The sequence below is a fragment of the Paenibacillus amylolyticus genome (genome assembly GCF_050990605.1).
In the GTDB taxonomy this organism is placed as follows: domain Bacteria; phylum Bacillota; class Bacilli; order Paenibacillales; family Paenibacillaceae; genus Paenibacillus; species Paenibacillus amylolyticus_H.
This window is the reverse complement of the sequence record NZ_CP158832.1, coordinates 2,586,359-2,609,429: the sequence shown is the minus strand read 5'-3', so window position 1 is coordinate 2,609,429 and position 23,071 is coordinate 2,586,359. Positions and strand designations below refer to the sequence as shown.

Genomic DNA, 23,071 nt, shown 5'->3' with positions numbered 1-23,071 from the left:
TTGGGGGTGTAATGTTGAGCCTGCTTCATGTTGCTGTTATTCTGCCTTTTGCCGGTGGCATTCTTCTTGCCATGCTGCATCGTTTCTTCCGTAAAAACCATTTGGGATGGCCGGTTCTCCTTGTCCCGACACTATTATTTGTATACTTTGCGAGTCTCATACCCGCTGTGTCACAGCGTAATACCATATCCGGAAATATCCCATGGATTCCTTCACTGGACATTGGATTTAACCTGTATCTTGACGGTCTGAGCCTCATGCTGACACTGCTAATCACCGGAATCGGTGTCCTCGTTGTTCTCTACTCCATCTTCTATATGGATATGAAAGAGGCGCTAAACCGCTTCTACCTTTATCTGTTGATGTTCATGGGAGCCATGTTGGGCGTAGTACTGTCTGACAACATGATCGTGCTATATGGATTCTGGGAATTGACGAGTATTACGTCATTCCTGTTGATTGCATATAACTACAAACGCGAAGCCTCCACTTCAGGGGCACGGAAGTCATTCCTGATCACGGTATTTGGCGGATTCGCCATGCTTACCGGATTCATGATGATGTATCTCATTACCGGAACGTTCAGTATTCGTGCAACCATTGCAGGATTAGGTCAGTTTCAGGAAAGCGCACTGTTTCTGCCCGCACTTGTCTTGATCCTGATTGGAGCTTTCACCAAGTCAGCTCAATTCCCGTTTCATATCTGGTTGCCGGATGCCATGGAAGCTCCGACACCTGTCAGCGCCTATCTGCACTCCGCCACGATGGTCAAGGCCGGACTGTATGTTGTGGCCCGGTTTACACCGATCTTCGGTGGACAGGGACTCTGGTTCTGGCTCGTTACTGGCGTTGGCCTTCTGACTCTGTGTTATGGATCATTCCTGGCTGTAAAAAAGAACGATCTCAAAGCGATTCTCGCCTATTCGACCATCTCTCAACTTGGTCTGATCATGTCCCTGTTAGGGGTCGGATCTGCTGCTCTCTACTTCGGATATGGCGATTCCTCTGCGATGTACACCGTGGCAATAACCGCCGCGTTGCTTCACCTCTTTAATCATGCGACCTTCAAGGCTGCCCTGTTTATGGTCGTAGGCATTGTTGATCATGAAACAGGCACACGTGACATTCGGAAGCTCGGTGGACTTGCTTCATTCATGCCGATTACATTCACCGTTGCATTGATTGGTTCACTTGCCATGGCAGGTATTCCACCTTTCAACGGCTTCCTGAGCAAAGAGCTATTTTTCCAAGCCATGGTCGAAGTCACGCATCTGCGAATCTTTGGACTTGGTTCCTGGAGTGTTCTACTGCCGGTATTAGCTTGGCTTGCAAGTGTGTTTACTCTGATCTATGCACTTATTATCGTGTTCAAAACATTCCTCGGTCGTAGCCAAAGCGAGATCCCTGCCGAGAAGTTGCACGAAGCGCCTGCCGGTATGCTGATTCCGCCCGTTGTTCTAGGTGTTCTTGTCATCGTCTTCGGACTCTTTCCGAACCTCTTGGCCGGATCACTGATCGAACCCGCAATGGCCGCTGTGCTTCCTTCCCTGTTGACTGGGAACGAACGCTTCGATGTACATTTCTCCCTGTGGCACGGATGGACTCCGGAGCTGATTATGACGATCGGAGTCGTGATTCTGGGAATCACTCTCTATAAGCTGTTGCCACGATGGAGGAATATTTATGAGCATTATCCGCAAGGATTAACGATTAACAATATGTATCATGTCGTGCTGGATAATCTTCAGCATTATGCACGCAAATGGACGGAAGCCTATATGAATGGCTCGGTTCGTAATTATCTCGTTTACATTCTCTCATTCACGGTCGCGTTGCTGGTCTATTCTTTCTTCCGTTCAGGAGAAAATATTACCTGGAATCTGCAGGGCAATGCACCTTACTCATTCTATGAGGTGGTACTGCTAGTCACGCTCATCGGTGCTGCAGTTTCGATTCCTTTTGCCAAGAACAGACTGTCGGCAGTCATTATGACCGGAGCGGTTGGTTACCTCGTAACCCTGCTGTTTGTACTCTTTCGGGCGCCGGATCTGGCTTTGACACAGATGATTGTTGAGACGGTGTCCGTTGCATTGTTCTTGCTCTGCTTCTACCATCTGCCTGAGCTTCAACGTGGCAAATCAAGCCGCAGTTACCTCACGGTAAATATGATCGTAGCCATTGCAGTCGGGATCGTGATGACTTTTGTTGCACTGGCTGCAAGCGGAACCGCATCACTGGACAGCATTTCTACCTTTTTCCTTCAGGAAGCGTATGACTCGGCTGGTGGTAAAAATGTCGTGAACGTGTTATTGGTTGATTTCCGTGGCTTCGATACGTTATTGGAGATTATGGTACTGGGCGTTGCTTCCTTATCCATCTATTCCATGATTAATCTGAACCTCGAAGCCAAAGATCTCGGAGCCCGCTTGAAGTTCCGCAAGAAAGAAGAAAAGCAGGAGTCCGAACCTGATCTGGATGATGAAGCGGACAATACGAAAAAGTATGGTAATCGGGAACGCAGCTCATCCTCGTGGGATACTGTACCCTTGCAGAGTAATGATGTATTGCTGCAAACGACCACCAAAGTCGTTGTGTTCATCATTCTGACATTTGCCATGCACCTCTTCTTTGCAGGACACCACAATCCAGGCGGAGGCTTCATCGGCGGCTTGGTCACAGCGGCGGCGCTCGTATTGATTGCCCTGGCATTTAGTACAGATACGATACGCAAAGCGTTACCGGTTGACTTCCGTATTCTAACAGGAATCGGATTGGGTATAGCATTACTTACGGGTGCGGGTTCATTTATATTCGGAGTCCCGTTCCTCAGTCAAACCTTCGGATATTTCGAACTTCCTTTGCTGGGAGAAACAGAACTCGCCACGGCCATGCTGTTTGATCTTGGCGTGTATCTCGCTGTCCTGGGTGTCACCATGACCATCATTTTACAGATCGGGGAGGATCGCTGATATGGAAATATTGATGTGTGTAGCCGTTGGCATTCTGTTTGCGGTTGCCGTCTTTTTAATCTTGTCGCGGAGCCTGCTCCGTATCGTACTTGGCATGTCCATACTAACCCATGGCGTGCATCTGCTCTTGATCACCATGTCACGTCTCAAAACCGGGGCACCACCACTGCTTGGGGAGATGGCTGAACGTTATGTCGATCCTCTTCCTCAGGCTTTGATACTAACTTCGATTGTTATTAATTTTGGACTCACTGCGTTCTTCTTTGTTCTCTCCTATCGTTCTTATCTGAAGCTGAAAACAGACGATATGGAAGAAGTAAGGGGGCGCCCATATGAATAATCTCGTCGTTCTGCCGATTCTGTTGCCTTTGATTACAGGTGTCCTGGCTCTGCTATTTTTCCGAAAAACGAATATCCAGCGGATCATTAGTGTTATTGGGCTTTTGTTTACAGCAGCGGTCTCAACGATACTCATTACGCAGGTAGCTCAGACTGGAGTTCTAACGCTTAATATGGGTGGATGGGCACCTCCCTATGGTATTGTGCTTGTTGCGGACATGGTATCGGCGCTACTTGTCGTTGCCGCTTCCATCATAGCACTGGCGTGTCTGTTGTATGCATTCCGCAGTGTGAACAAGGAGCGGGAAGAGCATCATTTCTATCCGTTCTTTCATTTTCTGATCGCGGGAGTTAACGGTTCATTCCTAACTGGAGATTTGTTCAATTTGTTCGTCAGCTTTGAACTGATGCTCATCTCTTCGTATGCACTGATCGTATTGGGAGGTACCGAGAGACAGCTTCGTGAAACGATAAAATATGTCTTGATTAACATCGTTTCTTCAGCACTGTTTGTCGCTTCCATCGGCTTCCTCTACTCCATTACTGGCACACTGAACATGGCAGATCTGTCCGTCAAAATTGCTGAAGTGGGACAGAGCGGAGTCATTACCTTAATTGCTGTTCTCTTTCTGATCGTATTTAGCATCAAGGCCGGACTGTTCCTGTTCTTCTGGCTATCAGGCTCTTATGCGGCACCACCGGCTGTCGTCACTGCATTGTTCGCAGGATTGCTCACCAAGGTTGGCTTGTACGCGATTGTGCGAACATTCACACTGATCTTTTATCATGATCCTGATTTCTTCCATGCACTGATCGGATGGATGGCTGGTGCAACGATGGTCCTTGGTGTCATCGGTGCGATCTCATACCGTGATGTGAACAAGATTCTCATCTACAACGTGGTCGCAGGTGTGGGTTTTGTTGCTTTTGGTATGGCCTCGGCCAGTCGCCCTGCACTGGAAGGTCTGCTCTTCTACATGCTGCATGATATGTTGATCAAGACATTGCTCTTCCTGCTCGGCGGCGCCTTGATTGCTGTTGCCGGAACATCCAAACTCGACAACATGGGCGGGCTGATCCATCGCTATCCGCTGCTCGGCTGGATGTTCTTCATTAGCGCACTTGCCTTGGCAGGTTTGCCGCCATTTAGTGGATTTCCGGGAAAATTGCTTCTCTTTGAAGGAGGCTTGCAGGCAGGCTTGTATGGTCTTACCGGCGTTGCGGTGCTTTCGAGCTTGTTGATGTTATATTCGGTACTGCGCATCTTCATACAAGCGTTCTGGGGCGAACCGCCTGCCGGGGTTACAAGACGCCCTTACGCGGTGAACGGCCTTCTGATTCCTGCCGGAATTCTGTTTGTATTCATCATCGTAATGGGTGTGGGGGCTGAAGGCATGTTTCAATTGACCTCCCGTGCAGGCGATATTCTACTGCATCCCAATATTTATATTGATGCCGTATTGAAGGAGTAGATGTCTATGGCCTTTCAGATTGTACTGAATCTTATCATTGCTTTTGTATGGATGTTTCTGAACAACGCCTGGAATGGTGTTGGTTTTCTCATAGGTTACCTGCTCGGACTGCTCCTTATCGGAGGGATGCGCAGATTCTTCCCCCAGCGCTTCTATGTTGTAAGAGTCTGGGCCATCTTTAAACTGATTACACTTCTGTTCAAGGAACTGGTGAGAGCCAGCATTGAGGTTATACGCCAGATTATCAAGCCCAAGCTTGATATAAGGCCAGGTATTTTCACGTATAAAACTCAATTGTCCTCGGATTGGGAGGTCACCCTGCTCTGTCTGCTTATCTCACTGACACCGGGTTCTCTGCCGCTTGAGATCTCGGGTAATCAACGCAAACTGTTTATCCACGCACTGGATATCAAGGATGAACAGAAAATGAGAGATGATATCCAAAATACATTTGAAAAAGCAATTATGGAGGTGACACGTTAATGTTATCCTCACTGTTGTTTATCTCATTGCTCATTCTCTCCTTAGCCGTTCTTGGTTGCTTGTACAGGGTGCTTCGGGGACCATCCATGGCTGATCGGATCACGGCACTGGATACCATCGGTATCAATGTGATTGCCATCGTTGCCGTTCTGTCGATGATGCTGCAAACCCAAGCCTATCTGGATATCATTTTGCTGATTGGCATTTTGGCTTTTCTAAGTACAGTGGCATTTGCACGTTACATTGAACGGGGGGCGGTATTCAAAAATGATGGAGATCGTTAAAGTAACCGCTGAAACAGCTATAGGTCTACTCGTACTGCTCGGTGCATTACTCAGTGCACTCAGTGCATTCGGACTTATTCGTCTGCCCGATGTATATCTGCGAGCCCATGCCGCAACCAAAAGTATGACACTTGGTGTCTTCTGTGTACTGAGCGCTACGTTTTTCTACTTCTGGTACTTCGATAACTATATCAGTGCGCGCTTGTTGCTAGGTATTCTGTTTGTATTCATCACGGCTCCGGTCGCCGGACATCTAAACGGACGGGCTGCCTATCGTACAGATGTACCACTGTGGGAACAGAGTGTTCAAGATGAATTGGAACCCTTGTTAAAAGGTAAAAAGGTGAACCATGAAGCCAAGGACATGATGGAGTAATCCTCCATCTCAGGCATAGCGAATACCCCCAAGGATCAACCGCTCGTTTTGCGGTATGTTCCGGGGGTTTTTTTTATTTTTCATATACGGATCATATCAAACACTGATTATGCAGACAGATTAAGTAGCATAGTCAGAATCCATTCAGTCCCTGTCTTCTCAGATCCGCAGCCACAATGCGTGCAAGCTCCGCAGCCCCTTGACGATTCGGATGCAGACTATCCCCTGTCATATACAGAGCGAGTGTTGCCGCAGGACCAATGGACGTGAAATAGGCAGAACTCAGCTTGTTCAGTTCAACAAGGGTAACCCCCTCTTCCTGAGCGAGTGCACGTGTGGATTGATTGTACCAACGGTTCTCCGCTTGATGTACATTGGCTGAATTAAAGTCCGTTGCCCGGCCCTGAGGCGTGGAGAGGATGACCGTCGCTCCTTTATTCTTCGCCTGGCGCACCATATCCCGCATAATCTCTTTGAACTGCGCCTCCGTTGTATTGTTCTTGGCATTGGTATCATTAATTCCGAATTGCAAAATAAAATAATCTCCCGGCTTGATATACTTGAGAATCGCCTCCATCTGACCATCATCACGGAAGCCTCTCGCAAATTGACCACTTGACGCCATATTTCGAACCTGGAAGGTAGAATTGTTCACATAGGACGACAATAGCTGTCCCCAACCCCCTTGTACACTGCTACCCAGCGGATAGTAATTGCAGACTGTTGAATCCCCACCAATGTAGATCGTGCGGTTGGTAACGGTCTGATTGGGTAACTTCCGGATTTCCAGTGCACTAAGGGTGAAGGCGGTGCCTGTCTTTCCTTCCGTAACCAGCAGGTTTAATTGCCCGTCAGTCACCGGAATTTGAAATTGGTCCGTTGCCCCGTTGCCCGCCATATTGATGATCTGGTAGACACCTTCTGCAGCCACACTGGCTCTGGAAGTATTACCCAGGATCACTTTAACTTCATATAGGCCATTGGACAGATTCACATTGAAGGTATTGGTGCTCTTGGTGCCGTAAGTCAGAAACTGCACAGCGTCACTCTGAACCCCGCTTCCTGAGGCAGAAACATTCCTCATCTGTGCAGGTGTGTTGAAGCCATAGCCTTTCGTAGGCGTATAGGCATCTCCAGCAGACACGCCTGTGTAACCACTCTCAACAGCACCCGAACCAAAATCAAATCTGTAATTGTCCGTTGCCGCTTCGGCGACTTGCCCTCCAGTGCTTCCCAAACCGATGCCCATTGTACTCGCTAACAGAACAAAACAGAGCAGAAGCTTTACCGATATTGACCATTTCATCACGAATTCTCCTCTCAAATCGGAATAAATTGGTGCACGATCCTCAGCTTCACAAAACTTGATCAAGCCAGTCATACGCCCTCGCTCCGCTAATCTCATGTCCACCTGTAAAGAAATCCGCATCCAGTGATTCTGATGCTCCCGCCTGCTCATATATGTGTGTCAAACGGGCATACGCCTCTCTCGCTGCATGGATTGGGAACACCTGATCATCACTTCCGGCTTCAATAAAAAGTGGCCTAGGCACAATCAGGCCGATGAGATCCGGCAACTCCGCTTCACGCAGGATACCTGGCACATAGTTGTCCAGACAATGGTTCCGATCCAGTATGCTGCCCTGGAATGTACTTGCATAACCACTGACTACAGCTGCCCGGAACCGTTCATCCAACGCGGCTGTAAATGCGGTCACCAGACCGCCGCCCGAGATACCCATGCTTCCAATTCGCTCCGAATCCACTTCTGGCCGAGTCGATACATAATCCAGTACACGTGTTGTTTCATACACCCTATGACCGGCGAGGGTTTTCCCCACCATGAGCAGATGCGCAGCAATCTTCGTACAGGAACTTACTCCTGGTGGCGCATCGCGGTCCTCTTCCAATCTTCGATCACCAAATCCGAGCAACTCTGGAGCCGCAACCACATATCCACGCTTCACAAGTGCTACTGCAAAGTCTTTGTGTAATCCAGGCTCTCCTGTCCGTATTGACCCATCCGGTTCCATACCCGATATCTCTCGGCTACCGTAGCCATGCCCATGACAAGCAACGATAGCAGGTCTCTTTGCACCGGTTACGCTTCCATCACCTGGAATTAATACATACACAGGAATGCGAAGTCCTGCATAGGTCGTGATCTCAATCCGCTCCCGAATATATCCGTCACATGTAACGCGCTCCAGTAAGACAGGATTCAGTGCTACCGCCATCATTGGAAAACCGCCCAGCCGTTCTTTCACGCGAGTACGTAACTGACTGCGCCATAACGCCAGGGGTTGATCTGAATGATACGCGGAACGTCCACGAAAATTCATTTGTTGTTGTAGATAGGCTTCAATATCAGACATGGGCTTGTGTCCCTCCTGTTTTTCGTAGGATAACGTAGATGAAAGACTGTCATATGGAATTAATCCCATCCATTATAGAACATCGATGTCACCCATGAATTGAACATGTTTGCCTGTTTTGAATGGAATCACACGATTTCTAGCCAAAAAAAAGATATCTCCAACCTGAAGACAGGTTACGGAAATACCCTTCATTTCATCTGACCTGGCAGCCACCAGTTCCACCTGCCCATTAATTTCATCAATGCAGGTACCAGTATTAGACGGATTAATGTAACGTCAATCAACACTGCTGCCGTGATTCCGATCCCTAACTGCCTCACCCCTGCGACTTCAGCAAAGGCAAACGGCACGGTCACCGCTAGCAGAATGGCCGCTGCGGAGGTAACCAGACGGCCTGTGGAAGCTAACCCCTGCTGGACAGCCACATCACTGTCTCCGGTTCGTCTATACACTTCCTGAATACGGCTCAGCATAAACACACCATAATCCATGGATATGCCAAACACCAATCCTGCAATGAATACAGGAATCATAATGGCAATGGCTGACGGCTCCATACCAAGATGTCCTTCATTAAACACCCATACCAATATGCCAAATGAAGCCGCTAAGCTAAGCAGATTCATCACAATGGCTTTGATTGGAATGAGCAGCGATCGGAATGCAGCCAGTAACACAAGATAATTCGATACTACTACAAATACCAGCACTTTGGGCAGTTGACTTGTGACTTCCTGCATGATTTCAACCTGCTTGGCAGCTTCCCCGCCATAACGCAGTTTTACGTTGGTGGAACCCAGTGTATAATCACTCTTCCTCATTCGCTCCAGCCATTCTGCCACCTGTTCCGAACCAGGCTCCCCGTGCACGGTGGCAATCAATCGAATGGAATGATCAGAGACCGTTGAACGAACCCATGCCGCCCTTGTTGATTCTTGGTCTACTGTAAAAGAAGTGAGCGACGACGGTGGAATTCCAAACATGTTTGGCAAGCCATTTTGATCTGGCTGTAATAGGCCCCACGGTGAAACAATGCTCCATACGTTCGAGTCCTGCAGGAGCTGACGTGTTTTGTTGTATGCCATCTGCCAATGAGAGGCAGTCAACCGTTCCTGCTGTCCGCCAATCACCATCTCGATGGTGGAAGTATTTTTTTGCCCCAAATCATGTTGCAACTGCTCTGCTGCCTGGCGGGACTCCATTCTCTCTGGCAGTGAAGAAGCATCCGGAACGGACAATTCCAGCCTGGTGACTGGATAGACACACAGAAGCAGCGCAACGGTACCTCCAATTGCCATGCGGACTGGTCGTTTCATGATCATCGCTGACCATCGATGCCAGACCGAGCGTCTGGGTAACGAATGAACTGACTTTCGTCTGATGACCCGATCCGCAGACAGTGACAGCAGAGCAGGCAGCAGCGTAACATTTAACAGTAACGATACAAGCAGAACAATAATGGCCCCCAAGGAGACACTCAGAAACATCGGCAGTCTGATCCAGAGCAGACCCAGCAGCCCAAGGAGCACACAAGCTGCCGAGAATAACACTGCTCTGCCTGCTGTACGTAACGTTCGCAAAAGAATCTCGCTCTGCATATCCGGGCTTCTGCCCCGAACATTAGCTGCGCCTCCATCTTCATAGGCCCGCTGAACTTCCTCCCTGTACCTGCTCAGGATGATCAGGGCAAAGTCTATACTGAGTGCCATGCCCACCATGGGTATCACATTGATGATAAAGTTGGACAATTCCAGATGATAACCAAGGAGAGTTGTGGCTCCCATAGCGGTAATCACTGCACTAATGCCCATCATGACAGCAATCCATGCGGCATATAGACCCCTGAATGCAAAGTACAAAACAATCAGGGCTATCGGCAGGCCCACCATCTCTGCCCGTTCCAAGTCGCGAAAGCTCAGATGATTGACATCCTGCTGCACGACATCCTTTCCTGTCAACTGGATCGTACCTGGACCGTCTGTTGCCAGCACAGCGCGCAGCTGCTCAAGCGGAAGACCCATCTGATGCGGAGGTGCATCCATTTTCACCAGGACATATGCCCTGTTGTCTTGCAGCATTCCCCTGTTGCTAGGATCCAGAGGGGACGTAATAGAGGTTACCGCAGGCAACACTTGAACCTGTGTCAGACGATCCCTGATCCACTGCCGGAACGCTAACGGCGAGATATTTTCCTTTTTCTCAAAAACCAGAATAACCGGATTAGCAGGAGAACCAAATTCGTCCTCCAGAACAAGTTCAACCGCTTGCGCATCGCCGTGAACCCGTTTCAATCCGTGATCCTGAACAATGTCAGGTAACTTCCACGCCCAGACCGCTGACATCCCGATGATAAATACCCAGCAGAGAATAATGAACCGCGGATATCGGCTGATGAAGGCAGCAAGTCTGCGATAACCCATACCTAAGCTCCTCTGCGATCAGATTAGTCATTCGATTATGTTCATCGGTAAGATCATAAGCACATTCATACTACTTGCGGTGTATGTCTCCTTCACTCGGGTTTGCTGACTATTGGATACCATGATTCACAGGTGTTCTGTTCGCTATGGGGGCAGGGATGTATGTAAAAGGAAGTAACTCTGCTGTAAGTCCCGGGCCAAAGGCCAGCGCTATCCCGCTGGAATGCTCTTCCTTCTGTCTGTAATCCTCGCGGATGGATTGAAGAACAAAAAGAATCGTCACGGACGACAGGTTGCCATAATCCCGCAGGATGTTTCGGCTGTAGGAGACCTGCTCATCTGTCAACTGATACAGCTTCTGAACGGCATCCACGATGCCTCTGCCTCCTGGATGGATCGCCCATATTTCCGGTAAACTGCTACCCTCCAACAACCGTTCTACCTCTGGACCAAGATGCAAACCAAGCAACTTCGGAATCTGTGGTGACAGGTAGAGATCAAAGCCTGTATTGCCCACTTCCCAGATCATTTCTTCTGCACAATCCGGGAGCAGCGTTGAATGCCCTCGGCCCAGTCGAAAACATTCATTGCGCTCTGTTCCGGACGAACCAATAACACAGGCAGAGGCACCGTCTCCGAAGAACGATGCGGCATACAGGTCGTCCCGTTTGGCAGATGGCTGAAAGTGAAGTGTGCATAGCTCCACACACACGATGAGAACCGTAGCCTTCTGATCTGTCGTTACAATGGAATTCGCCAGTTGGATCGCCTTCAGACCGGCTGCACATCCTTGAAACACCAGTGGAATCCGGTTGATCTGCGGTGACAGTTCAAGCTGCTGGATCAGCCTAACATCAATTCCGGGCAGGAATTGCCCCGTGCAACTCACCGTAATGAGGTGTGTAATTTCCGAGGAGATTACATCTGCATCCTGAAGGGCCTGTCCGGCCGCCTCCAGACCAAGTGGAACAGCAGCTGCTTTGTATTTGCCCATACGCTCGGATGTAGACGGAATCTCCTCCCTACTAGTGAAAGGTAAATATCGGCAAGAATCAACAGGCTCAAGCAGATTCGGTTCACACGTATAACGAGTTTCCACACCGCACTGATTAAAGATTCGTTTAGCCCACCTTCTTGCATCCGGCTCATGTTCCAGCGCCTGTGCGAGACGGGCAGACACATCCTTTTGCTCAATACGGTGGGCTGGCCACGCCGTTCCTATTCCCATAATACTTGCCCCTATAGTTCCCTCAAGCTGGTTCATCGGCTTAACCTCCTATATCGTACGTGTTCAAAAGCAGGCTTTTTTAACAACCTATATATAAAATAGGTTCATATGACATGTATGCAGGATATAGTACAAGTCTATTCACTCCCTGGCCTGTTTATGTTCATATTAACAAGCAAAGGCGGACAACCTATGCGAGTTTCGCACGTGCTGTCCGCCTTTGCTACCAGATTAAACCCATTCCTATTTTAGATATACGATCTGTCCGAACTACTCAGGCCGAATTATAGTAAATCTCTCCCCAAGTTTGGCATAATCATTCCCCGCCAGCCGGCTGACTGGTTTCAAATGATCCATCAGGATATACCCCTTGTCCGGATTATAGACTTGTTCGCTGAAATGATACTGCACTATGCGTACCAGCAGTAGATCACTCACCGGTTTGCCATCATCGTTGGCAATGGGAATGTACTGATACAGCTCACACTCCATTCGAATAAGTGCTTCCTTTATTCCCGGCACGGTGACCTTAGTACTTGGTACTGTAGTCAGTTTCGTCCGCTCAAGCTCACTTTCATGAGGTTCAAGGATAGCTGCTGTCTCATTTACTTCTGCTATGATTGCTTCATCACATATATGCACGACCAGCTCTTTATGAGCAAGTACATTACGTGCAGTATCTTTCATCATACCGTCTTTACGTGCAATGGATATGGATAACAGCGGTGGGTCCGAACTAACCACATTGAAGAAACTGAAAGGCGCTGCATTAATCACATCATTCTCATCTGAACGTGTCGTCACAAAAGCAATTGGACGTGGCACTACCGAACCACTCATCAGTTTATAGTTGTCTCTTCCCGTTATTTCACGTGGATCCAATGTATACATATGTAATATCCCCTTCTCTGCTCGTGTAACAAGTGTCAATTTCACTTCAAGAAACGGTAACACACTCATATTTATTATATAACGTAAAATGCTGATTTAACAAAAAAACTCCCTGGTACCCATTGCACCAGGAAGCAGGAACATGCTTTTTCATATCGACTATTTCTTATTTAACAATACTGTTCTGAATATCTTCCATAATTTGAAGGTTCGCTTGAACTCCGCTGTACAACCAGCTGCTGGACCGGGTGAATTCAAACAAATTGCCATTTTTCACAGCCGGGATACTTTGCCACACTGGATCTTTCAGTGCTTCCGCTCCAGTACCTGCATCACTATTCACAAAGAACAAGTAGTCTACATCCATTTCCGCCAGCTTCTCCATTGAGATGGAAGACCAGTTACCTGTCGCATTGGCAGAGATTTCTTTTACAACTTCAGGCTCTAGAAGTCCAAGCTCTTTGTACATTACTTCTCCACTTGATACGTTATCACTTACAATAAAGAACTTGCCGCTAACCAACCAAATGGCCGCTGCTGATTTTGTTCCACCTGTTACGTTGTTGATCTTTTCCTTGATTTCTGTAGCTTTAACTTCGTAATCATCCAGCGCTTTTTGCGCTTCATCACTCTTATTCAAAATCTCACCGATTTTCAGCAACGTTTTACGCCAGTCGCTATTGATCTCATCGCCAAGTACATAAGTAGGTGCAATCTTACTGTACTGTTCGTATTTCTCTCCTTCAACCATACTTTCAGAACCAATAATAATCAGATCCGGGTTAAAGCTTGTTACCGCTTCAAAAGGCAGATCAAAAGCAATCGTTGGGATACCATTCAGATCTTTTTGCAGATATTCCTGGATTCCGTTGGCTACCGACCATTGGGCAACTGGCTTAACACCTAGTGTTACCAAATTGTCTTCCAGATAAGACGCGATGACACGCTCCGGATTAGCGGGGATGGTTACTTTGTGTCCCATAGCATCTGTTAATGTGCGCTCTGTCGCGGATTCTGTTTGCGTCTCTGTCTCGGTTGTTGTATTGTTCTCTCCTGCTGCTCCGTTCTCTGCCGGCTTCGCTCCACATGCTGCTAACCAGACGGACATGACCATCACCGTAATTAGAAGTATGATCATTTTTTTATTTCTCTTAAACAATTTATTATCCCCTTTCAATATGGAAACCTGATTGGCTTTATTGGGACAGATATCAACGTTCAAAAATATTGATACTATTATTGATACATATAATATCCGTATGTACATTTGTTTAATTCCATTGACAATGATAATTGTTATCAGTTCAGTTGTCAATTCGATTATGTGGCGAGGCGATCATATACAATCTTCTTGACGGATTCACATATAGGCGGATGCCGCCATATGCTGTTTGCAGAATACGACGACAGGAAGGATGTTCTGTACATGTATTACGAATATAACCCTTATCTAAGTTATGGAGAAGACCGCTCATTTCAATTGCCTCCACTGTTCCCAGGAAGTGGCGGTGGCGGCATACCGGGTGGTCAGACTTTTCCGGGCACTCCTGGCGGTCCAGGCACCTATCCTCCATTCATTCCAGGCGGAGGACCAGGTCCATATATCCCCGGTGGCATTCCCGGTACAATCCCGGGTACAGCAACTGGCGTACCTGCGCAACTGACTCAAGGCAATCTGCCCACTCTGCTTAGTGCCTATCCTCGACCGGTAGGTCAGCCCCCGGCAGAAATGATTTTTTTGTATAACTTGATCAAAAGTAGCCCGGGACTGCTTCCGCTCTTCCTCCAACAACAGCCGCAAAGTCTCACTCAAGCTGTGCAATTTGCACAGACTGGTGCAGCGGCACCACGAGATAACGAAGAACGTGTGCTGCCCAACTTTTGCTATAACCGGTGGTCCCTTGTCTTCACATACAATGATGTGTACCTGATGTGGCCTGCCATTAATTTGTTTGGTTTTGTGGTGGGGTATTTTTACCCATTCCTTACGCCAGGTATACTGCCCAATACACAGATTTTGTTTGCGCTCTGCTAAACTTGTCCTTACCTACAGCAAGAGCCTCATTTGGAAGCACGATCCCTTCCAAGTGAGGCCCTTTTTCGTTCTTTTAACCCAAAGTTACAGTACACCATCAAGACTCCACACAAGCAAGGTGTGCACAGTCCATATCTTTAACTTAACACCCGATCCGTCTGACGCTTCCTGCCCCTACTGACCATTAGGAAATAGATCACCAAGGCACCGAGATCAGCACATGCGATAACGATTCCCATTGGCACAGCTGTACCTTCTCCTCCGAGACCTACGAGAGGAGCGACAATACCACCGAACAGGAACGTCATCACACCAATAAGCGCAGACGCACTGCCTGCCGATTTCTCCTGATTGGCCATTGCCAGGGCGAAGGACGCGGTATTGACCAGCCCAACACTGGATACCACCAAAAATAACGGAATCAGTACAGAGATTAGATTACCTCCAGCCAGAATGGCGATGAGCAGTGAGGTTCCTCCCACCGCTGCGGATAGCAGCCCTGCGATTAACAGGCGAGTCTCTGATACCTTTCCTGCAAGTCTGCCGGCGATCTGACTGGCCAGTATAATGCCTAGCCCGTTAATGGCGAAGCAGACACTAAACATTTGAGGGGACACCCCGTATATCTTCTGAAGCACAAACGGCGAACCGGATATGTAGGCAAACATGCCAGCCGCTACGAAACCCTGGGTCAACGCATAACCCATAAACTGACGATCCCCTGCGATTTGGCGAAACGTAATCAACGTCTGTTTCAATCCCCCGCTTGATCTTCGGTTGGAGGGCAATGTCTCTCCAAGGCCGAAAATAACAGCCAACAGCGTCAATATACCGATGAGGCTAAGCAAAATAAATACGCCGCGCCACGACGTATACGTCAATAATTGTCCACCAATGATCGGTGCAGCAATCGGGGCTACGCCGTTAATCAGCATTAACAGGGAAAAGAACCGTGTCAGTTCCGGGCCTGAATATACGTCTCTGACGATTGCGCGCGAGATGACAATCCCAGCCGCTCCGGCTACACCCTGAATGAACCGCAGCACAACAAAAGAGCCCATCGTAGGGCTGACCAAGCAGAGTATGGAAGCTATAGTATAGAGCATAAGTCCTGCAATGAGCGGTGTTCGCCGACCACGTACATCACTTAGAGGTCCGGCAAGCAACTGCCCCACCGCAAGTCCAATCATACACGCCGTCAGACTGAGTTGAGCATAAGAAGTCGATGAACCGAACTCATCAGCCAGCGTGGGTAATGCGGGTAAATACATATCCAGGGACAACGGCCCGAAGGCCGACAGCGTCCCCAGAATTAATGCCATTCGCACACGCGATGTAGCGTTCGTGTTCAATGAAACTGTTGTACTTTTCATCGAGTACTACTCCCCGCTACCAAGCAGCTTGAGCAGGTTGGACGGCAGTGTGAACTGTTGATTGTTAATAATAATACGGCGCAGTTCTTCTTCATCCCGCTCGTTATCGGCGTCCTTAATCTCCTGAATTTCCCGGTGAAGTCGCTCCATCTGTTGATCCAGCGCATTTGCCGAATCCGCCGCACTCTTTAACTCTCTCGTCAAATGCTCGGGAACATCCTTATTGTATTTATAAAAAATCTTATGCTCCAGACTCGCCCAGAAATCCATTGCGATTGTACGGATCTGGATCTCCACACATGCTCGTTCCTCACCATTGGACATGTACACAGGCACTTCCACCAGAAGGTGAAGGCTCTGGTAGCCATTTGGCTTTGGATTCTCGATGTAGTCTTTGACCTCAAGTACACGCAGATCACTCTGGTTGCACAGCATATCCTTAATGCGATAGATATCCGAGATAAAGGAACATGTAATCCGTACCCCGGCGATATCCTTGATATTTTGCTTGATGCTCTCAAACGTTAACTCATGATTTTTGCGGAACATCTTGTTCATAATGCTCTCAGGAGATTTCAGTCTGGATTTCGTATGCTCAATTGGACTGTAATCATGCAGAGACTGGAATTCTTCCTTCAATACTTCAATCTTGGTCTCCATTTGATCCAGAGCAAATTTATAAATCATCATAAATCTCGTAATTTCATATTTGAATTTCTTGAATTGATCGATTGGATGTGGAGCATTCATCATGGCGTTCTCCCTTTCTTTCTACACACTAAAGTTAGTTTTATGAATATGAGGACAAGCGGTCAATCCACATGTCTCCTCAACCATTATAAATCATATGGAGCCAATAAACGAATTTCTTACATTTGCGCTGGCGATTCAGCCTGGAAGGTATGGGAACTTATTTTACGCGCATCCTATAGAAGCATCCCTATCATTTGGCCCGCAATTTTTAATAAAAGAGGTGGATTTTACTGCTCTATCAAGTGACGTATTCATCCGATACACTCCGGGTTAAAGCTTATTTATACCTGCCACAAGGTTGTTCTTTATACGCTTCCATACATACATCACTACATCTCCAACCACTCGCCAGCCACTACCCTGCTGCAATAATGCTTGATATCACTCCCACACAGGAACAGTGGCCTGTGCTGATCTATTGTCGCGGCGGACTTGGCAGCTATGGCGGGGTAAATACCGTTTGGCTTGAGCAATTTGTACATAAAGGTTATATCGTGTTCGCCCCATCCTATCGTGGCAACGAAGGCGGTGAGGGTCGTGACGAGTATGGCGGAAGAGATACCGAAGATGTGCATGCCGCTTATCGGTTGATGCAGCGTTTACCTTTTGTCGACACGACTCGGATATCGTTAATGGGGTTCTCCCGTGGAGCGATTAATGCTGTACATACGGCAACTGTCTATAATGAGGGACCGGATAAAGTACATAAGTTAGTCCTTTGGAGCGGTGTCTCCGATGTCGAACGCACTTATCATGAGCGAACCGACCTGAGACGCACATTGAAACGGGTGCTGGGTGGCTCCCCACGCGCAGTTCCGGAAGCTTATCTCGCCCGTTCTCCCTTGTCAAAAGCGAACAAACTATCTTGTCCCGTGCTAATCATGCATGGAACATCAGATACACAGGTGAATTATAGCCATGGAACCCGAATGTATCACTGGCTTAAGCGCCGAGGTGCAAACGTCACATTCCACGCTTATGGCGGGCAGGATCATCATTTTCACGAGAAAATACATGAATCAGCGGTGAACAATATGTTTGATTGGCTCGCTGCACCTTGAGTCTTGCGTTATGAATTTCATTTTGAAGAAGGGTGGGTTATGGCTGTATACTGGAGGGGCTACGTTTTTTTGAAAGGACGGATAGAATGAATCAAAGCACCCTCCAAAAATACGCCATGCTGCTTCTCTGCATGTCTGCCGGAATGGTTGATCTGATCGGATATCTGGGACTGGGGCATGTGCTCACAGCCAATATGACGGGAAATATTGTTTTGTTGGGGATCGCCATTGCCCGTGCTCAGGAATTTGTTGTGCTTCGGTCACTGCTTGCTCTCATTGGTTTTATTGCCGGCAATGCCATTGCAGCACATGTGGTTGGACCTGTGCAGACCAAAAATGGCTGGTCCTCTAGAGTCACAGCCGTGTTCACTGTTGAAAGCATATTGCTTCTGCTGTTCGCAATCGCCATGATTAGTCCATTTTCAGAACAACTGTCCTATCTGTTAATTATCATCCTAGCCGTTGCAATGGGGATGCAAACAACGGCGGCACGCCGCATTGGAATTGCTGGCATCTCCACAACCGTGCTTACCAATAATTTGGCCGCTGTGGTTGAGGATACTGTAAACATTCTCAAAAAGCTGCGACATGCGAATATCCGATCGTTAGCCAAAGCCTTGTCCACAGACTCCTACCTTCGTGCGGGTGCTGTTGTCATCTATTTGATCGGCGTCATTGCAGCCGCATTGTTATTCCACCGTGTGCCCATGATCGCAGTCTGGATTCCTGTCCTGATCATTGGCAGCGTAACCCTATACGCCCGATTACATGCATGGGGAACGTCACAACAGAGCGAAAGTTAATAGTTGAAGAAGAAACCAATTCATTTTTAAAAGGTTGTTCCAAAAGTCCGCTTTAGGGTACTGAAAAAGGATCTTTTTGAACACGTACTTTAAGTACAATCACACTTTTATTTCATCAAAGATGCCTCTTGGCGGATAAGCTTCACGAGATGCTGCGCAGCAGGTGATAATACCTCCCCGGCTCGTGTACATACGGCAACCGTATTTCTCAGCTGTACACCTCGAACAAACACACGTGCCAGCCTGCCTTGCTGCACATCTTGCTTCACAACCAAAGAAGATATAAAGTTGGCCCCATAACCTGCCTTCACCGCACTGATCGTTTCGTTCAGCCCGTTGAACTGAAGCGCAATGCGGGGAGCGGCCAGGTTATTTGTTGTGCAAAGGGAAACGAGTCTCTCACGCGTAGCACTGCCTTCTTCGCGCATGATGAACGGCTCTGCGACCATCTCATGCAGCTCAATTTCTTGGCCCGCATACGGATGGTCTGGGTGCACAACAAACCACATCTCATCGTCAAACAATTCATCCCATTGGACACCTGCATGTGTAATGCCACTTCCACCATACACTGCAATCTCTGCCTCATAACGAAGTAATTGGTCAAACGCCAACCGGGTGTTCGTTGTGCTCACAACAATCTCCACATCCTCGTGCATTTGCTTAAACCGCGCAATCCAGCCCGGCAATAGAAAATTTGAAGGCAAGTAGGTTGCCGTAAGACGGATCAGTCCTTTTTTGCCCTCCCGAAAATCCTGCACAAAATTCTCGACGTCTTGCTCCAGCAAGAATAGACGTTCTGCATAACCTGTTAACTGTACTCCAGCATCCGTAAGCACCAGCCTTCTCCCCTCCGAAACAAAAAGCTGGATTCCCAATTCACGTTCAAACTTCTTCACTTGGGAAGATACCGCTGGCTGACTAATATTCAGTTCCTCTGCGGCACGAGTGACTCCGCCATATCTCACGATGGCATGAAATAATCGTAGTCCATGCAGATTCATGTGTACACCTCTTCCACATCAAATACATAACTTAAATATATATTAACATACATAATATATATTTTATTTATACAACTACTCCATCTATAGTTGAATTATGAAATCCAATACACGAACCAAGGAAGGAACATTGAAGATGAAAAATACAAATACAACCGATCTCCATCATACCTGGACCCAAGTTGATGACTACATGAACAATCTGCTGATTCCCTCCGATTCCCTGCTGGAGCAAACATTGCAAACCAATGCCGAAGCTGGACTTCCCGCCCATGACGTAACACCAAATCAAGGAAAGTTACTCCAGCTCCTGCTTCAAATTCAAGGCGCATCCCGGGTACTTGAAATCGGCACACTGGGGGGATATAGTACCATCTGGATGGCAAGAGTGCTGCCGGAACACGGACGCATTGTCTCTCTTGAATCGGAACCACGCCATGCGGATTTGGCGCAAACCAATCTCACACGTGCAGGACTTATGCACAAGGTTGACCTGAAAGTTGGTCCTGCATTGACCACCCTTCCTGATGTTCAGGAAGAATATAGAGAACCATTTGATATGATTTTCATCGATGCTGACAAACCGAGTAATCCCGATTATCTGAGATGGGCCTTGAGACTGACTCGTCCGGGGAGTCTTATTATTGGTGACAATATCGTCAGAGATGGTGAAGTGATCCGCACGGACAGCACGGACCCCAGAGTTCAAGGCGTTCGATCATTCCTGCAGTTGATCGCAAATCATCCCCGGCTTGAAGCTACAGCACTGCAAACGGTCGGTAGCAAAGGTTACGATGGATTCGTCATTGCTCGTGTGTTGGATAACCCAGAACCAAAATAAACAGTGGTCAATTCTTCCGCAATTTCTCCTTTCCTGTTAAACTGGAATCACTGCACAGGCAGACTGGAGGGAACCACTTGAGAGTTTTACAACAGATTCATGCTGAAATTCGCGGCTGGTCCCGCAATATTCAACTTTTTTTCCTGGCAAGCATTCTGTATCAGATCGGAAATGGCATGTTCTCTGTCTTGTACAATCTGTACATTCAGGGGCTGGGCTATAATGATACAATGAACGGCCAGATTGTAAGTATTCAATCACTCGCAACAGCCATTATGTTTGTTCCGATCGGTCTATGCGGCGATCTGTTCAGCCGCAAGCGGCTGCTCATTACCGGGGCGTTGTTCAGCGGAATCTTCCTGATCGGACGCTCCTTCGATTATTCGGCTACAGGACTGATCTGGTTCGCGGTATTTTCTGGCCTTTTCGCTGGTGTATTCCAAGTACTGGCCATTCCTTATCTCGCGGAAAACGTCAAGAAAAGTCAGCGGCTGAAGATGTTTAGCTATTATTCATCCCTTGTGCTTGCTTCCCAGGTGCTTGGTAGCCTGGGTGGCGGTGTATTCGCAGATTTGTTACATACGGCAGGACTCGCCAAAGTGACCGGTTTGCAGACGGTTTTATTTGTCGGTGGTGCAGCAACACTAGCTGCGTTTATTCCACTATTATTTGTAACCGAAGGCAAGGCTGCTCCGCAGACACCCATTCCGGCGCAATCAGATCTTCAACCCAATTCAGATCTAAAAGGAAGTTTGACGAATCCCTCAAACACGAATGATTCAATCACCAAGAAAAAAGATTCCCGACTGATTGGTCAGTTTATAGTAACCCAATTATTAATTGGATTAGGTTCAGGACTGGTTGTACCCTATCTGAATCTGTATTTCACCAATCGCTTCTCGGTATCTCTGAGTGGGATGAGTCTGCTCATTGCACTTGGTCAGATTATGACGATTGTATCCATGCTGATTGGTCCTACTCTGGCCGCAAGGGTCGGGAGTGTCCGAGCCGTTGTCATTTTCCAGGTCATGTCGCTGCCCTTCCTTCTATTAACCGGCTTCACCAACCTGCTGTTCATCGCTTCGCTCAGTTTCTTATTCAGACAAGCGTTAATGAATGCAGCCAATCCCATACATTCAGCCATACTGGTGGATCGGATCTCCGACAAACGCCGGGGGATCGCCAATTCACTGATGCAAACAGCTTTCATGATTGGTTGGGCTACCATGGGCCCTGTTCAATCTTATCTGGTCACCACGTACGGAACGTACTGGGGTTACGCGATCACATTCAGCATCACAGGCAGTTTATACGTCATTTCATCACTGATGTACTATGTAATGTTCAGAGAACCCAAGCCTTCCGCTACGACTCTCGCAGGAGAAGCATGACCTCATTCAACCGATAGGCTAAACGGATGGAACTGATGCGCAAGCTTGGTTCCTACGTTTATACGCAGATCCCGTGGTAGCTCGGGCCAATGGTATTCATGCTGCTGATGACCTTGCTGTTAATCGGATTATGGCTTACATCGCTTCAATGATCATATTTTGTCTGATTACATGCCAAAGAGAGTATCCACTTGATATCACATACTGCGGATACTCTCTAGTACTTGTACAGACTCTACTTCAACATTTGGGCGCATTCAATTTTAAGTATCATGACTACTTATGAATAAATCCGGTTGTACATCCAGCCCACAATGCCCACCGTAACCACTGTTGCCCCAATAATAAATGCATAATACCCCAACTTGCTCTTGGACTCCGAAGTCTGATGGTCATAATAATCCGAGTTACGTCGGTAAAACCCCATCCATAACTCTCCGATCATATTCACAACAACCAATACAAAACGTTTAACAAGCCCCATGGTATTCGCATCTCCTCTCTAGATCGACCTTCTTCCATATTAAGTATAATTATCCTATTTAATTAAAACAAGTCACTCAAACTACTTTCGGTGCAATTCTGGTCGGTGCAGTTTCTTGCTCCATCAAGGTTAGGATATCAAATGCTTCCTGATCGGTGTGACCACACATCTCTTCCTCCGCCTGTAATCCACTGCATACCGCAGGACGCTCTTTTTGGCCAAAAATTCCGCAGCGATTATCATCCGTAAGCTGCACACAACGTACACCTGCCGGCTTGCCATGAGCCATGCCCGGTATCGGTGATGATATGGAAATCGCGATACAACATGCGGCACAGCCTGTCCTGCATTCCATACATATTCCCTCCTCATTTTAATACTTATAGTACTTACAATACGTGTTCAAAAAGACCGGTTTTCAGTACCAAGAAGATGGGATGAAGCTAGAAATGGAGTAGCGGAGCGTAGATAGAGCTACGTGAGCAA

Annotated in this window: 22 protein-coding genes; 11 read left to right on the top strand and 11 right to left on the bottom strand. The window is 47.7% G+C overall.

Annotation, left to right across the window (positions count from 1 at the left end; all coding sequences use genetic code 11):
- Window positions 1-14 precede the first annotated feature (14 nt).
- Genes ABTV53_RS12075 through mnhG form a run of 6 tightly spaced genes read left to right on the top strand, consistent with a single transcriptional unit; the run spans window position 15 to window position 5,923 of the window.
- Entirely contained in the window at window positions 15-2,969 is a 2,955-nt protein-coding gene (locus ABTV53_RS12075) for a Na+/H+ antiporter subunit A (protein ID WP_433754168.1), read from the top strand.
- A gap of 1 nt (window position 2,970) precedes the next feature.
- Window positions 2,971-3,309 (top strand): Na(+)/H(+) antiporter subunit C, encoded by a 339-nt coding sequence (locus ABTV53_RS12070; protein WP_036670645.1) that lies wholly within the window; start codon window positions 2,971-2,973, stop codon window positions 3,307-3,309.
- Window positions 3,302-4,780: a Na+/H+ antiporter subunit D gene (locus tag ABTV53_RS12065; protein WP_433753166.1), complete on the top strand. Its 1,479-nt coding sequence runs from the start codon at window positions 3,302-3,304 to the stop codon at window positions 4,778-4,780. Before ABTV53_RS12070 ends, ABTV53_RS12065 begins: the two co-directional genes overlap by 8 nt.
- A gap of 6 nt (window positions 4,781-4,786) precedes the next feature.
- A complete protein-coding gene (locus ABTV53_RS12060; RefSeq protein ID WP_047842677.1) occupies window positions 4,787-5,263 on the top strand; it encodes a Na+/H+ antiporter subunit E in 477 nt (158 codons plus the stop codon).
- Window positions 5,263-5,547: a Na(+)/H(+) antiporter subunit F1 gene (locus tag ABTV53_RS12055; protein ID WP_215075189.1), complete on the top strand. Its 285-nt coding sequence runs from the start codon at window positions 5,263-5,265 to the stop codon at window positions 5,545-5,547. The genes ABTV53_RS12060 and ABTV53_RS12055 overlap by 1 nt, the downstream gene beginning before the upstream one ends.
- Complete coding sequence (mnhG, locus tag ABTV53_RS12050) at window positions 5,531-5,923, top strand: monovalent cation/H(+) antiporter subunit G (protein ID WP_076249568.1); 393 nt, start codon at window positions 5,531-5,533, stop codon at window positions 5,921-5,923. Before ABTV53_RS12055 ends, mnhG begins: the two co-directional genes overlap by 17 nt.
- A gap of 133 nt (window positions 5,924-6,056) precedes the next feature.
- Here mnhG and ABTV53_RS12045 read toward each other — a convergent pair whose 3' ends face one another.
- The 6 genes from ABTV53_RS12045 to ABTV53_RS12020 form a co-directional block, all read right to left on the bottom strand.
- Entirely contained in the window at window positions 6,057-7,172 is a 1,116-nt protein-coding gene (locus ABTV53_RS12045) for a rhamnogalacturonan acetylesterase (RefSeq protein WP_433754167.1), read from the bottom strand.
- Between the two features lie 106 nt (window positions 7,173-7,278).
- Window positions 7,279-8,298, bottom strand: a complete 1,020-nt coding sequence (locus tag ABTV53_RS12040) for a dienelactone hydrolase family protein (RefSeq protein WP_433753165.1) — start codon at window positions 8,296-8,298, stop codon at window positions 7,279-7,281.
- 191 nt (window positions 8,299-8,489) lie between these two features.
- Window positions 8,490-10,721, bottom strand: coding sequence for an MMPL family transporter (locus tag ABTV53_RS12035; protein WP_433753163.1), 2,232 nt, complete (start codon window positions 10,719-10,721; stop codon window positions 8,490-8,492).
- A gap of 109 nt (window positions 10,722-10,830) precedes the next feature.
- A complete protein-coding gene (locus ABTV53_RS12030) occupies window positions 10,831-11,985 on the bottom strand; it encodes a type III polyketide synthase (protein WP_433753162.1) in 1,155 nt (384 codons plus the stop codon).
- A gap of 234 nt (window positions 11,986-12,219) precedes the next feature.
- Window positions 12,220-12,840 (bottom strand): flavin reductase family protein, encoded by a 621-nt coding sequence (locus tag ABTV53_RS12025; RefSeq protein ID WP_433753161.1) that lies wholly within the window; start codon window positions 12,838-12,840, stop codon window positions 12,220-12,222.
- Window positions 12,841-13,006: 166 nt separating this feature from the next.
- Entirely contained in the window at window positions 13,007-13,978 is a 972-nt protein-coding gene (locus ABTV53_RS12020; RefSeq protein ID WP_433753159.1) for an iron-hydroxamate ABC transporter substrate-binding protein, read from the bottom strand.
- Window positions 13,979-14,224: 246 nt separating this feature from the next.
- On the opposite strand from ABTV53_RS12020, the gene ABTV53_RS12015 reads away from it, so the two are divergent.
- Window positions 14,225-14,875 (top strand): hypothetical protein, encoded by a 651-nt coding sequence (locus ABTV53_RS12015; RefSeq protein WP_433753157.1) that lies wholly within the window; start codon window positions 14,225-14,227, stop codon window positions 14,873-14,875.
- Window positions 14,876-15,012: 137 nt separating this feature from the next.
- Here the strand turns inward: ABTV53_RS12015 and ABTV53_RS12010 are convergent, their stop codons facing one another.
- Both ABTV53_RS12010 and ABTV53_RS12005 read right to left on the bottom strand, forming a co-directional pair.
- A complete protein-coding gene (locus ABTV53_RS12010; protein ID WP_433753155.1) occupies window positions 15,013-16,248 on the bottom strand; it encodes a multidrug effflux MFS transporter in 1,236 nt (411 codons plus the stop codon).
- A gap of 6 nt (window positions 16,249-16,254) precedes the next feature.
- A complete protein-coding gene (locus tag ABTV53_RS12005) occupies window positions 16,255-16,998 on the bottom strand; it encodes a GTP pyrophosphokinase (RefSeq protein WP_036608962.1) in 744 nt (247 codons plus the stop codon).
- A 374-nt stretch (window positions 16,999-17,372) separates the two neighbouring features.
- Here ABTV53_RS12005 and ABTV53_RS12000 point away from each other — a divergent pair, with 374 nt between their 5' ends.
- Together ABTV53_RS12000 and ABTV53_RS11995 are read left to right on the top strand one after the other, a co-directional pair.
- Window positions 17,373-18,062 (top strand): alpha/beta hydrolase family protein, encoded by a 690-nt coding sequence (locus ABTV53_RS12000; protein WP_433753154.1) that lies wholly within the window; start codon window positions 17,373-17,375, stop codon window positions 18,060-18,062.
- 86 nt (window positions 18,063-18,148) lie between these two features.
- Complete coding sequence (locus ABTV53_RS11995; RefSeq protein WP_433753152.1) at window positions 18,149-18,865, top strand: YoaK family protein; 717 nt, start codon at window positions 18,149-18,151, stop codon at window positions 18,863-18,865.
- Window positions 18,866-18,972: 107 nt separating this feature from the next.
- Here ABTV53_RS11995 and ABTV53_RS11990 read toward each other — a convergent pair whose 3' ends face one another.
- Complete coding sequence (locus ABTV53_RS11990) at window positions 18,973-19,869, bottom strand: LysR family transcriptional regulator (RefSeq protein WP_433753150.1); 897 nt, start codon at window positions 19,867-19,869, stop codon at window positions 18,973-18,975.
- 136 nt (window positions 19,870-20,005) lie between these two features.
- Between ABTV53_RS11990 and ABTV53_RS11985 the strand changes: the two genes are divergently transcribed.
- Entirely contained in the window at window positions 20,006-20,710 is a 705-nt protein-coding gene (locus ABTV53_RS11985) for an O-methyltransferase (RefSeq protein WP_433753149.1), read from the top strand.
- Window positions 20,711-20,787: 77 nt separating this feature from the next.
- The gene (locus ABTV53_RS11980) at window positions 20,788-22,101 is read left to right on the top strand and encodes an MFS transporter (protein WP_433753147.1); all 1,314 of its coding nucleotides are present in this window, start codon (window positions 20,788-20,790) and stop codon (window positions 22,099-22,101) included.
- Between the two features lie 280 nt (window positions 22,102-22,381).
- On the opposite strand, the gene ABTV53_RS11975 is transcribed toward ABTV53_RS11980, so the two are convergent.
- Complete coding sequence (locus ABTV53_RS11975; protein WP_433753145.1) at window positions 22,382-22,585, bottom strand: hypothetical protein; 204 nt, start codon at window positions 22,583-22,585, stop codon at window positions 22,382-22,384.
- A 76-nt stretch (window positions 22,586-22,661) separates the two neighbouring features.
- A complete protein-coding gene (locus ABTV53_RS11970) occupies window positions 22,662-22,940 on the bottom strand; it encodes a YkgJ family cysteine cluster protein (protein WP_433753143.1) in 279 nt (92 codons plus the stop codon).
- Window positions 22,941-23,071 lie beyond the last annotated feature (131 nt).